We start from the raw sequence: 12,511 nt of genomic DNA, 5'->3' as shown, positions 1-12,511 counted from the left end.
TTCGGTCCTCGCGTAGTGCCGGCTCAGTGCAGCATGATTTTATAAATGCTATCGGTTTGGCCTTCTAGGGTCTGTACCGTACCGGCCCAGTCCACCCGGGTTTTCAGGAACTCAATATCCAGCGGGCTGCCGTCCTCTCCTTCTAGTTCGGTATTTTGATGAATTTCAAAGCGTGCTGGTGCGCAGGTTTGACAGCCATAAGCCAGTACCCGGGCCAGACGGGTACCACTGGGGTTCCAGTTGACGATCAAGCGTTCGTATTCAACCGCGTTGACATGGCCGGATTCTTCGGCCCGTGTTGCGGTGGTGCTCAGTGCTGCGATTGCAAGTAGTGCAAATAAAATATTCTTCTTCATGTCAGTTTCCGTCCGCAACGTTGTTCTTGAAGGTAAAGCCCTGTGCCTGGTGAGTCTGTGCGCCGCTACCCACTGCCGCTTCGACCTCAATTTCGAAGTCGATGCAGATGAATAGGCCGATGCTGGAACCGTCCCCGCAATGGCCATCACGTACAAAGCGGATCTGACGGTTGTCATTGATATTGGAGATCAAGTTGGTGGAGGTTTCAGTGGAGGCAACAGCAAGATATTCGCGCTGGCTTGCAGTTTCAGGCATGTATTTGAGTGTGGTGGAATTGGCTTCCTTGGGCATGGTCGGATAATCCAGACTATTCAGCTGATTGCGCCCGGCGGCCGTGGCCAGATGTTTGAGCTGTGTGCGAATTTCACTTTGTGCCTGCTGGAACACATGGGCGCTGGCCTGGCTGTTGGCAGCCATTTTTTCTTCCAGGGTAGCAAAGCGCATGGCGGTGACGCCGGCAATGGTCAGTACCAGCAGGAAAATCATCGACATTACCAGCGCAGAGCCACGGTTTGAATGAATATTGTGAAGATTGTTCATGGCACGGGGCTCCTATTGAATGCTGTTACGCAGGTATACGGTAGTGGTAAAAACCTGACGTATCTTGCCGTCACTGAAGTTGTAGGGCCCGGCATCTAGTAGATAGTAGTCCTTGTCAGGTGGTGGCGGGGTGACCGTACTTATAGAGTTGGCCAGCACGGCAATACGTAGAGCACCGACATCGGACCAGTTGGGTACGTTATCTGCTGTTACATATTGATGGATGAAACCGGTGGGTGACATTAGCCCATACTGGAATTGCACGGCATCAATACCATCTACCAGCTCGGTGTATCCTGAGGAGAGTGTGGTCCCGTCATCATAGATGCTGCGGCAGGCAAGTCCGCTCGAAGATTCAGTGGCGCGGGTAGTGAAAGTGTTAATAATGACCCCATCTGCATCGGTTACTTCATTGCCTGCACAGTCGAGTCGTTTTCCGCTGGAGTCCAGTGGTGGCTGGTAAGTGAAGGCAATGCGGTCACCAGTTTCATCACCATTATCCGGGCTGGAAACGATTCCGCGTTCCTCGGTACAAAAAGCGCTTTTGGTACCACTGGAAAATGCGCAGCCGTTACCTGTAGGAGGCATGATTGGCAGAGGGCGGTCAAGATGCTTGGGGTCGCGGTATCCGGCCATACGTGCATGCTCGGAAAGAAATTCCAGAGCAAAGCGCCCGTTTTCTTGTGTTCTTGAGGCAGCTTCGTTCGTAGAGTAAGTGCTGCGGACCGAAAGAAAAATTTGCAGAAAACCTGCAATTAAAACCATGCCAATGGCTAGTGCAACCATTAGCTCCACGAGGGATAATCCACGCTGGAAACGTGACTGGATATTCATCTGCGGATCTCCTGTGGAGTGTTGATACCAGAGCTGGTGTGACTGGACCCACCTTTGTAGAACCATGTAGCAGTAGCTCTGAAAACATCCGAGTTGGTTTCTTGTGCCAAGCTGATGATGCCCGGCTGGCTGCCGGCAGGTAGCAGGGCATCACGGCTGTTGTAAATCTCGTTATTGTTACTGCTGTAGCGACATTGGGTTTCCCATAGATCGAAGTACGCCATTTGTTCGGCTGAACAGGCGACCGAATTTGTTTCGTTGGGAGTAGGGGCACATTGTTGCGGTGTTGTGGTGCAGGTGACAGCCTGCAGGTATTGGCCATCACTGGCCCTGGGGTTGACCCGCATGCGCTCGATCAGATCCTGCATTAGCCACACGGCTTGGCTACGTTGTCCGCTGTCGGCGGTTGCCTGCAGCGCGTTGAGCTGGAGAGCGGCCAAACCGAGTAAGCCTACTGTGGTTACCAGCAAAGTAACCAGAACTTCAATCAGGGTGATGCCTTTTTGTCTGTTCATGATGCATGCCTTGAATGTGGTTTACAGATCAGCAGCCGCTGACGCTTGCCCGTCCGGTTTTGACCAGTGTGATACAGCGCCTTTCAGCGTCAGACAGCAACGGATCTTTAACTGTGAAAATGGCATCGGTACCGCCAGACTTGAGCATTCCCCTTGGGGTAAAAGTGACTGGGTTTCCGGTGTTGAAGCTTCTGCTGTTGGTGATTTCCAGCCCTTTTCCTGAGGGGGAAAAACTACGCAATAAAGATGTGTCTTTGCAGCCAGTCAGGTCAGGGGTTGCACACCAGCCAACATTCCAACCGGCGGCGACGGGCATTATGTGAATGTCGTGCCCGGCTTTCAGAGCTTCGCTGCGAGCAAAGACCAAACTAAGCATCAGCTCGTCGGCCGTGCTACGCACAGCTTGTTTTTTTGTAAACTGACCCATGGCTGGCATGGCTATACCTATGATTATGGCCAGAACAGCCAGCGTGACCATGAGCTCTACCAGCGTAAAACCACGTGTCTTTTTTGAAGTTTTCAACATCATCTCTCTCCTGAGGGATTTCTGACTGTCATCCTGCCTGGCCGCTTCTGTCTTGTCGTTCGTCATGTGACAGCCGGTCACTGACGGGGGATGAGTGGCTGGCGTTATGGCATGTTTGTGAGCGGGTTGGCGTTTTGTGGATGCAGGGATGGGCCTGGTTGTGCATGGATTGCTGCAGATGAAAACTCGACATTAGACCAAGGGCGTGCTTCCCTTTTGCTTTTACTGGCTATACTCGACACAAACAACAATTAGGATGGCAGGGACTCTATGTACGAAAAACATCGTTTTGCCATGGAGCTGGCGCATGTGTCGAGGGCATGGCGGGCAGAGCTGGATCGCCGTCTGGTCAGTACCGGCTTGTCACAGGCGCGCTGGATGGTTTTGCTTCATTTGATCCGCAACGAAGGTACGCCACCCACCCAGCGTGAGCTGGCCGACCTGATCGGCATCGAGAGCCCCACGCTGGCCCGTACCCTGGATACGCTGGAAGGCATGAACATGGTGCAGCGGCAGTCGTGCGGGGAGGACCGCCGCATCAAGCGCGTGTTGCTGACGGAGGAGGCTCGCGAGATTGCCAGCGAAATCGAGGAGATTTCCAGGCAGCTGCGCAGTGAGGTGTTCAACGGCATTGCCGATGAGGATATCGAGCTGTGCCAGCATGTGTTTCAACGTGTGCTGGGCAACCTGGCCGCTGCGGCGCGATAGCGCCCGGCATGGCTGCACGGAGCCGCTGGACAAAAGGAACTTGCCGGATGCAGAACGTTGAATGGCCCCGCATCGTCCATCATGGTGCCCATGCCGGTGTCACCGGTTCCTGTCATCAATTGCTGATCGACAGCGATACCAGTTTCCTGATTGATTGCGGCCTGTTTCAGGGTGCGGAAACCACTGATCTGGAACGGGGTGCCAATACCCGGCTGGCGATTGATTTTGATATCAGCACAATCAGGGCACTGATTGTCACGCACGTACATATCGATCATGTCGGGCGCATTCCCTGGTTGCTGGATGCCGGTTTTGACGGGCCGATCATCTGTAGCGAGCCCAGTGCCGAGCTGTTGCCGATCGTGCTGGAAGATGCCTTCAAGCTGAGTGTCAGCCGCGAGCGCGAACTGGTCGATGGCTATCTGCGGTTGTTGCACAAACGCATTATTGCCGTGCCCTATAACCAGTGGCTGCCGCTATCATCGGCTGCCGGGTCTCAGCTGCGCATGCGCTTGCAGCGCGCCGGGCATATTCTGGGATCTGCCTATGTCGAGTTCGAGCTGCCAAAGCCGCAAGGTGCACAGCTTGCGCCGCGCATTGTTTTTTCCGGCGACCTGGGGGCTCCTTATGCGCCCATCCTGTCGGCACCCAAGCCGCCGTATCGGGCCGATGTGCTGGTACTGGAAAGTACCTACGGCGACCGTCTGCACAAGAACCGCCGCAACCGCCGCCAACAACTGAAAAAGGTCATCGAAGCCGCCCTGCGTGACCAGGGAACGGTGCTGATACCGGCGTTCAGCATGGGGCGCACCCAGGAAATCCTTTACGAGCTGGAGGCCATTCTGCACGAGGCCGGTTGCCGCAGTTGCGTGACGGACCCGCTGGCGCTGTTCACGCGCGAGCTGGACGGGCAGGCCAGCCCGCGCTGGGAAGATGTACCGGTGATTCTGGATTCGCCACTGGCCAGCAAGTTCACCGCTGCCTATCAGCGCCTGTATCCGTTCTGGGATGGTGAGGCCCGGCAGCGTTTGAGCCAGGGGCGCAACCCGCTGGATTTTCTGCACCTGCTGACGATTGATGAGCATGCCGCGCATGCGCAGATGGTCGAGTTTCTGGCCCGTACCGGCCGTCCGGCGATTGTGATTGCCGGAGGTGGCATGTGCGAGGGTGGCCGCATTGTCAATTATCTGGAAAAAATGCTGGCAGACTCGCGGCACAACGTGCTGTTTGTCGGTTATCAGGCCGAGGGGACGCTGGGGCGCAAGATCCAGACCTACGGGCCGAAGAACGGTTATGTCGATATCAACGGCAAGCGTCTGACCATTCGTGCCGGCATTGCCGCTGTCGAGGGCTATTCGGCCCATGCCGATCAGGCCGGGCTGGTGCGCTTTGTCACCGGCATGCAGCGCTGGCCGCAGCAAGTGCGGCTGGTGCATGGCGATGCGCGCGCCAAGCAGGTGTTGCAGCAGGCCATCACGCAGCAGTTTGTCGGCAAGGGGCATGACGGGCTGGTGGTGATTGCGGAAGGCACTTGATGACGCTGCTGTCCGGCAGGATAAATCCTTGCCTGCAATTGATGCAGATCGTTTGTGATGCTATTTAGTCAGCAGAGATGGCTGCGAGTTTGCTAAAGTGTGCGCGGGTTTTGATACTGCAACACAAGATTAGGGTATAAGTCCGTTGTTTGCGGTCTTGTAGATTTGCAGTGACAACGGGTGGGGAATGAGTAATACGCATGAATACTAAGGTTCATCTGGTCGGTTTGGCACGAGCTGCTGTTGAGGCAGGCTTGCTCGAAGACAGCAAGGCCATCGACGCGGTGCAGCAGGCCAGGCGCAATTCGACGCCCCTGGTTACCTGGCTGGTGCAGAACAAGCTGGCACCGGCCAGACGCCTGATGGAGCTGGCTGCCGACCAGTTTGGCGTTGCCTACATGGACTTGAGTGCAATCAATCCGGAAGTTTTTGTCAAGGATTGCGTGGCTGAAAAACTGGCGCGCCAGCACCGTATCCTGCCGCTGTACAAGCGCGGCAACAAGCTGTACATCGCCATGTCTGACCCCGCCAACCAGCAGGCAATGAACGATGTCCAGTTCAGCACCGGCCTGACGGTCGAAGGTTTGCTGGTTGAAGACGACAAGCTCGGCCAGGCCATTGACCGGCTGTATGACTCGCCGTCGGCAGCCCTGGAAGGGCTGGATGACATGGAGCTTGACGGCCTGGAGACGGAACAGACCGGTGACGGTGGAGATGCTGCTGTTTCCATGGACCCGGCAGACGAAGCCCCGGTGGTGCGCTTTGTCAACAAGATGTTGCTGGACGCCATCAAGGGCGGTTCGTCGGACTTGCACTTTGAGCCTTACGAGAAATCCTATCGCGTGCGTTTCCGTACCGATGGTGTATTGCACGAGGTGGCCCGGCCGCCGATCCAGCTGCGCGACCGGATCTCCGCACGTTTGAAGGTGATGGCGGGGCTGGATATTTCCGAGCGCCGCAAACCCCAGGACGGGCGCATCAAGCTCAAGGTTTCGAGCAACAAGTCTATCGACTTTCGTGTCAATACCATGCCGACCCTGTGGGGCGAAAAGATCGTCATGCGGATTCTGGATGCCAGTAGCGCGCAGATGGGCATTGATGCGCTGGGTTATGAAGATGACCAGAAACAGCTGTATCTGAACGCATTGGCCCAGCCACAGGGGATGATTCTGGTTACCGGCCCGACCGGTTCGGGCAAGACCGTTTCGCTGTATACCGGCCTCAATATTCTCAATACCGTGGGCGTGAACATTTCCACCGCCGAAGACCCGGTCGAGATCAACCTGGAAGGCATCAACCAGGTCAACGTCAACCCTCGGCAGGGCATGGACTTTACCCAGGCGCTGCGTGCTTTCCTGCGGCAGGACCCGGACATCATCATGGTGGGTGAGATCCGTGACCTGGAAACCGCAGAGATTGCCATCAAGGCGGCACAGACCGGGCACATGGTGATGTCCACGCTGCACACCAACAGTGCTGCGGAAACCCTCAACCGCATGATCAACATGGGGGTTGCCTCGTTCAACCTGGCCACTTCGGTCAACCTGATCATTGCCCAGCGGCTGGCACGGCGGTTGTGCAAGTGCAAGACAGAGGTTGATGTGCCGGCTGATGTGTTGCTGGCTGAAGGCTTCACCAGGGAGCAGATCGGCACCTTCAAGGTGTATGGGCCCAAGGGCTGTGAGAACTGCAATGGCGGTTACAAGGGGCGGGTCGGGATTTATGAAGTGGTCAGCATTACACCGCCTCTGCAACGCCTGATCATGGAAAACGCCAACTCCATTGAACTGAGTGCACAGATGCGCGCGGAGGGCTATCCCGATCTGCGCGCCTCCGGCTTGTTGAAAGTTATCCAGGGCGTGACCAGCCTGGAAGAAGTGAACCGTGTAACCAAGGACTAAATCATGGCCAAAGCAGCTAAAGAGACGATTTTTTTGTGGGAAGGCACCACACGGCAGGGCACGAAGATCAAGGGTCAGATGTCGGGCCAGGACCCATCGCTGGTCAAGGCGCAGCTGCGCAAGCAGGGCATCAACCCGACCAAGGTGCGCAAGCAGGGAGTGCAGCTGTTTGGCTCCGGCAAACGGATCAAGCCGATGGACATTGCGGTGTTTACCCGCCAGCTGGCTACCATGATGAAGTCCGGGGTGCCGTTGTTACAGTCGTTCGACATCATTCTTGAGGGTTTGCAGAACCCCAACATGACCCGTCTGGTGGAGTCGATCAAGGTGGATGTGGGGGCCGGTAACAGCCTGGCCAGCAGTTTGCGCAAGCACCCCAAGTTTTTTGATGACCTGTATTGCAACCTGGTGGACTCGGGTGAGCAGTCCGGTGCGCTGGAAACCCTGCTGGACCGGGTTGCCACCTACAAGGAAAAGACCGAGGCGCTGAAAGCCAAGATCAAGAAAGCCATGAACTATCCGATTGCGGTGATCTTGGTGGCGGTGATCGTATCCGCGATCCTGCTGATCAAGGTGGTGCCGCAGTTTCAGGAAGTGTTTGCCAACTTCGGTGCCGAGCTGCCGGCCTTTACCATGATGGTGATCGGGTTGTCGGAGACCCTGCAGGAGCATGGTCTGGTTGTTCTGTTGGCGCTGGTGGCGGCCGGTTTCCTGTTTCGTACGGCGATGCAGCGCTCGGAAAAATTGCGTGACAGCATTGACCGGATGCTGCTGAAGGTGCCGGTGGTGGGCAACATCATTTACAACTCGGCGGTGGCCCGTTTCGGGCGTACGCTGGCCACCACCTTTTCGGCCGGTGTGCCGCTGGTGGATGCGCTGGACTCGGTGGCCGGTGCCACCGGTAACGTGGTGTTCAAAAATGCGGTGCAAAGAATCAAGACCGAAGTCACCGGTGGTACCCAGCTGAACATCGCCATGCGTGCGACCCAGGTGTTTCCGGCCATGGCCCTGCAGATGACCTCGATTGGTGAGGAGTCCGGTGCCCTCGACGAGATGCTGGACAAGGTGGCCACCCACTACGAGGCCGAGGTGGACAACGCGGTTGACGGCCTGACTGCGCTGATGGAGCCGATGATCATGGCGGTACTGGGGGTATTGGTTGGTGGTTTGATCATTGCCATGTACCTGCCGATTTTCCAGCTGGGCGCGGTGGTTTGATGAATGTGGTCGACTTGCTGCAGACCAACTCTGTGGCGCTGCTGCTGGTGGCTGGCGTGCTGGGCCTGATGGTCGGCAGTTTTCTCAATGTGGTGGTGTACCGTTTGCCGGTGATTCTGCAGCGGGATTGGGAAACCCAGGCGCGGGATATACTGGAGTTGCCGGCGACAGAGCAGCAGAAGCCGTTCAACCTGTTGTGGCCGCCGTCACGCTGCCCGCATTGTGCAGCCCCGATTCGTGCCTGGCAGAACATTCCGCTGGCGAGCTGGCTGGCGTTGCGTGGGCGTTGCAGTTCGTGCAAGGGAGGCATCAGCGCGCGTTATCCGCTGGTGGAGCTGGCCTCGGGCCTGCTGTCGCTGGTGGTTGCCTGGCACTTCGGTGCAACCGCAGAAGGGGCGGCGATGCTGCTGCTGACATGGGGCCTGATTGCACTGAGCCTGATTGACGCTGACCATCAGCTACTGCCCGACGTGGTGGTGTTGCCGTTGCTGTGGCTGGGTTTGCTGGTCAACAGTTTCGGGCTGTTTGTCAGCCTGCAGGATGCAGTCTATGGTGCGGCGTTCGGTTATCTGTCGCTGTGGTCGGTGTTCTGGTTGTTCAAGCTGGTGACCGGCAAGGAAGGCATGGGCTATGGCGATTTCAAGCTGCTGGCAATGCTGGGTGCATGGGGTGGCTGGCAGGTGCTGCCGCTGACCATTTTGCTGTCGTCGGTGGTAGGGGCGGTGCTGGGGGTGATCATCTTGCGCCTGCAGCGCCAGGGCATGGCGCAACCGCTGCCGTTTGGCCCTTATCTGGCTGTTGCCGGCTGGATTGCCCTGATCTGGGGTGAGCAGATCACCCAAAGTTATTTGCAGTTTGCCGGCTTCTGAGGAGGGCAGCGGTGCTTTTGTGATCTGCTTCACGAACCGGCAATAAAGGCAGACGATTTTCCGGGGTGGATTATTGTTATGGGTGTCACCTGAGAACCGGACCCGGGTTTTGCAGTGCAGGGGACACAAGGAATGGCCGGAGCGCTTGCCGCCGGCCGTCAGACTGACAAGGAGAGCAATATCATGATAATGAAGAACAAACTGGCTGCACTGTTGTTTGCCGCATTGGCCAGCCTGCCGCTGGCATCGCAGGTACATGCGCAAACAGAAGCACCGGCCGTTGCCATGGCGGCCATCACAACGAAAATCAACATCAATGAAGCCGATGCGCAAACCCTGGCCAAGGAGCTGAAAGGAGTCGGCCCGGCCAAGGCCCAGGCGATTGTCGATTACCGTACCCAGCAGGGGGCTTTTGTCTCGGTGGATGAGCTGCTGGAGGTCAACGGCATCGGCGTCTCTACGCTGGAGCGCATTCGTGACCAGCTAACGGTTGATTGACCGGAGCGGTTGCCGGCAACGGCCCTGTCTGCTGATGTGGACAGGGCCGTTTTTCGTTGGGCGGTTGCCGGCAAGACAAGTGCGGTTTTTCATTGCCGAATCTTATACACTATTGCATCCATTTTTCGGTGCTGTCACGTCAATGCAGCGGATGGCACACAACAGGCCGGCAAGAGCAGAGGTAAAGATGAAGCAGCTTCAGGCAACATTACTCGGTGGCATCATTCTACTGGCAACGCAGGCGGTCTGGGCTGCGCCGGTGTCCGGGCTGTATCAGGTGCGTGAACCCCTTGCACAGGCTGGTGACGATGCCAGGGCGGAGGCATTTTCACGCGCCTTTGTCACGCTGATGCAGCGCCTGACCGGCTCTGCCGACAATGCACACAACAGGGCGCTGGCCGCACAACTGGCCAGCCCGCAGGACCTGGCACTGGGCTATACCTACCAGGAGGACGAGCTGCAGGTAAGCTTTGATCCGGCCAGCGTCATGCAGGCATTGCGTGATGCGCAGGTTCCGGTCTGGGGTAATGATCGTCCGGTCTTGCTGCTGTGGTGGGTGCAGGAGGGGTTGCAGGGTCGTCAGTTGCTGGGGGATGGCCAGAACCGTTCGCTCAACCTGCAGCAGGCCGCCTTGCACCGGGGCTTGCCGGCACGCTTTCCGCTGGCTGACCTGAGCGAACAGGTGCGTGCTGACCAGGGCTGGGACAGCACCGATGAGCAGCAGTGGCAGGAGTTGCTGCAGCGTTATGGCGGTGACGCGCTGCTGGTGGTCAACGCACAGGAGGCGGCCGAAGGCATCAGCGGTAACTGGCAGCTGCTTGGCAGCAGCCACAAGTTGTCCGGCAAGCTGTCTGGTGACAACGCGGTGGCGGCCGCCGATGCGCTGTTCCGGCAGCTGGCCGCCGACATGGCACAGGAATATGCGGTGGTGCCGGGGCAGGGCGATCATATTCGTGTGCGCCTGCAGGGGCTGGACCTGGACGGCATGCTGGCCGCCGAAAAAGCGCTGCAGGTATTTGACGGCAAACTGGTGTCCCTGCAGGGTAATCAGGCCATCTGGCAGCTGACCGCACTGCCCGAGCAACTGCGCAGCCAGCTGGCGCTGTACCAGTTCCGGGAGTTGCCGCAGTATCAGGATGACGAGCAGGACGAGGCTTCGCCTGCCGTGACCGAGCTGGTCTTTGTGCGCTGATGGCCATGCAACCCGCTCAGGCCCTGAGGGCCTATTGGCCATGGCTGGCCTTGCTGGCAGCACTGGTGCTGGGTTATGCCCTGTTGCCGGTGCTGACCCCCTTCCTGTTGGGCGCACTGCTCGCTTATATGGGCAATCCGCTGGTAGAGCGGCTGCAGCAGCTGAAGTTCCTGTCACGCACCTGGGCCGTGGCGATCGTGTTTCTCGGGTTGGCCGGAATAGTGGCGCTGCTGATCCTGATTCTGGTACCCATGCTGGGTCGCCAGCTGACCGATCTTTACGCGCTGACTCCGCAACTGCTGGACTGGCTGCAACAAAGCCTGCTGCCCTGGCTGCAGGAGACCCTCGGGCTGGAAGAAGACGTCTGGGAGGTGGACAAGCTCAAACAGGCGCTGAGCAGCCAGCTGGAGAAGGCTCCCAATATCGCCGGCATGCTGCTCGGAGTGCTCAGCAGCTCCGGCATGGCGCTGGTCGGCTGGCTAACCAATCTGTTTCTGGTGCCGGTGGTGACGTTTTACCTGCTGCGCGACTGGCGGTTGATTGTTGGCAAGGTGCAGGTATTGTTGCCCCGGCGTGAAGAGCCGCTGGTGATCCGCCTGACCAGTGAATGCCATGAAGTGCTGGGCGCTTTCATGCGTGGCCAGCTGCTGGTGATGCTGGCGCTGGCGGTGGTTTATGCGCTGGGCCTGATGCTGCTTGGCCTCAAGCTGGGGTTGTTGGTCGGGGTGTTGGCCGGGCTGGCCAGCATTGTGCCCTATATGGGCTTTATCGTCGGTATCGGCGTGGCACTGATTGCCGGGCTGTTCCAGTTCGGGCTGGATTACCTGATGCTGGGCGGCATTGTCGGCGTATTCTTGCTGGGCCAGGTGCTTGAGTCGGTCGCCCTGACTCCCTTATTGGTGGGTGACCGCATTGGCCTGCATCCGGTGGCGGTGATGTTTGCCATCCTTGCCGGGGGCCAGCTGTTCGGCTTTACCGGTGTGTTGCTGGCCTTGCCAGTGGCCGCGGTGCTGATGGTCTGGGTGCGGTTCTTGTATCAGCGCTATCGCTCCTCCGAGCTGTACCGGCAGGAATGAAATGAATCCAGAACAGAAACCGGTGCAGTTGCCGCTGGGCATACGTCTGCGTGATGATGCCACCTTTGCCAACTATTATGCCGGTGCCAATGCCGCCGCGCAGGGTTATATCGAGCGGGCCTGCCATGCACAGGATGCCTGGGTCGACAGTTTCATCTGGTTGTGGGGCAAGCCCGGCTCCGGCCGCAGCCACCTGTTGCAGGCAGCCTGCCTGCGTGCCGAGGAACAGGGGTTGCGCGCCCAGTATCTGCCGCTGCAGGAGTGTCTGGACTATGGCCCGGGGGTACTTGATGGCGTCGAGTACTGCGATCTGCTGGCACTGGATGATGTACAGCTGGTTGCCGGCCAGCCCGGGTGGGAGCAGGGGCTGTTTCATGCCTTCAACCGGTTGCGTGATGCCGGCAAGCGCCTGTTGATCAGCGCCGATTGTTCGCCACGCGAACTGGTGATTGACCTGCCGGATTTGCATTCCAGGTTCAACCTGGCGCTGGTGTTTCACCTGCAGGAACTGGACGACGACGAAAAATTGCGTGCTTTGCAATTGCGTGCGTCACGGCGCGGACTCTACCTGTCGGACGAGGTCGGACGTTTTTTGCTGGGCCGGCTGACGCGCAGCATGGATGCGCTGTTTGCCGCGCTAGAGCAGCTGGACCAGGCATCACTGCAGGCCCAGCGCAAGCTGACCATTCCTTTTGTCAAAGATGTGCTGTTTGGCGATAATGGCCGGCTTTAGTGTGCGGGC

The 12,511-nt window shown here is 58.0% G+C and carries 14 protein-coding genes; 9 read left to right on the top strand and 5 right to left on the bottom strand.

Going from position 1 to position 12,511, the window contains the following annotated elements:
• Positions 1-23 precede the first annotated feature (23 nt).
• From AR306_RS09775 to AR306_RS09755, 5 genes are read right to left on the bottom strand one after another with little or no spacing between them, the layout of a single operon-like run.
• The gene (locus tag AR306_RS09775; protein WP_101497396.1) at positions 24-356 is read right to left on the bottom strand and encodes a hypothetical protein; all 333 of its coding nucleotides are present in this window, start codon (positions 354-356) and stop codon (positions 24-26) included.
• Between the two features lies 1 nt (position 357).
• Positions 358-897 (bottom strand): pilus assembly PilX family protein, encoded by a 540-nt coding sequence (locus AR306_RS09770; RefSeq protein ID WP_101497395.1) that lies wholly within the window; start codon positions 895-897, stop codon positions 358-360.
• Positions 898-909: 12 nt separating this feature from the next.
• Positions 910-1,731, bottom strand: a complete 822-nt coding sequence (locus AR306_RS09765; protein WP_166627831.1) for a PilW family protein — start codon at positions 1,729-1,731, stop codon at positions 910-912.
• On the bottom strand, positions 1,728-2,246 hold the full coding sequence (gene pilV / locus AR306_RS09760) for a type IV pilus modification protein PilV (RefSeq protein ID WP_101497393.1): 519 nt from the start codon (positions 2,244-2,246) through the stop codon (positions 1,728-1,730). Before pilV ends, AR306_RS09765 begins: the two co-directional genes overlap by 4 nt.
• A 28-nt stretch (positions 2,247-2,274) precedes the next feature.
• Positions 2,275-2,838, bottom strand: coding sequence for a GspH/FimT family pseudopilin (locus AR306_RS09755; protein ID WP_101497392.1), 564 nt, complete (start codon positions 2,836-2,838; stop codon positions 2,275-2,277).
• Positions 2,839-3,042: 204 nt separating this feature from the next.
• On the opposite strand from AR306_RS09755, the gene AR306_RS09750 reads away from it, so the two are divergent.
• From AR306_RS09750 to hda, 9 genes are all read left to right on the top strand, one after another.
• Positions 3,043-3,480 (top strand): MarR family transcriptional regulator, encoded by a 438-nt coding sequence (locus AR306_RS09750; RefSeq protein WP_101497391.1) that lies wholly within the window; start codon positions 3,043-3,045, stop codon positions 3,478-3,480.
• A gap of 47 nt (positions 3,481-3,527) precedes the next feature.
• Positions 3,528-5,015, top strand: a complete 1,488-nt coding sequence (locus tag AR306_RS09745) for an MBL fold metallo-hydrolase (protein WP_206167999.1) — start codon at positions 3,528-3,530, stop codon at positions 5,013-5,015.
• A 200-nt stretch (positions 5,016-5,215) separates the two neighbouring features.
• A complete protein-coding gene (gene pilB, locus AR306_RS09740; RefSeq protein ID WP_101497389.1) occupies positions 5,216-6,916 on the top strand; it encodes a type IV-A pilus assembly ATPase PilB in 1,701 nt (566 codons plus the stop codon).
• Positions 6,917-8,134, top strand: a complete 1,218-nt coding sequence (locus tag AR306_RS09735) for a type II secretion system F family protein (RefSeq protein ID WP_101497388.1) — start codon at positions 6,917-6,919, stop codon at positions 8,132-8,134. It abuts the gene before it with no gap.
• Positions 8,134-9,003, top strand: coding sequence for a prepilin peptidase (locus AR306_RS09730; protein ID WP_101497387.1), 870 nt, complete (start codon positions 8,134-8,136; stop codon positions 9,001-9,003). Before AR306_RS09735 ends, AR306_RS09730 begins: the two co-directional genes overlap by 1 nt.
• Positions 9,004-9,186: 183 nt before the next feature.
• Complete coding sequence (locus tag AR306_RS09725) at positions 9,187-9,501, top strand: ComEA family DNA-binding protein (RefSeq protein ID WP_407071205.1); 315 nt, start codon at positions 9,187-9,189, stop codon at positions 9,499-9,501.
• 187 nt (positions 9,502-9,688) lie between these two features.
• Entirely contained in the window at positions 9,689-10,693 is a 1,005-nt protein-coding gene (locus AR306_RS09720) for a DUF2066 domain-containing protein (protein ID WP_166627826.1), read from the top strand.
• On the top strand, positions 10,693-11,769 hold the full coding sequence (locus tag AR306_RS09715; RefSeq protein WP_407071204.1) for an AI-2E family transporter: 1,077 nt from the start codon (positions 10,693-10,695) through the stop codon (positions 11,767-11,769). Before AR306_RS09720 ends, AR306_RS09715 begins: the two co-directional genes overlap by 1 nt.
• A gap of 1 nt (position 11,770) precedes the next feature.
• Entirely contained in the window at positions 11,771-12,502 is a 732-nt protein-coding gene (hda, locus tag AR306_RS09710; protein WP_101497385.1) for a DnaA regulatory inactivator Hda, read from the top strand.
• Positions 12,503-12,511: the final 9 nt, after the last annotated feature.

This window comes from Thiopseudomonas denitrificans, assembly GCF_002866065.1.
Classification (GTDB): domain Bacteria; phylum Pseudomonadota; class Gammaproteobacteria; order Pseudomonadales; family Pseudomonadaceae; genus Thiopseudomonas; species Thiopseudomonas denitrificans.
Note: the sequence above shows the minus strand (reverse complement) of the source record. Positions and strands in the feature narration are given on the sequence as shown.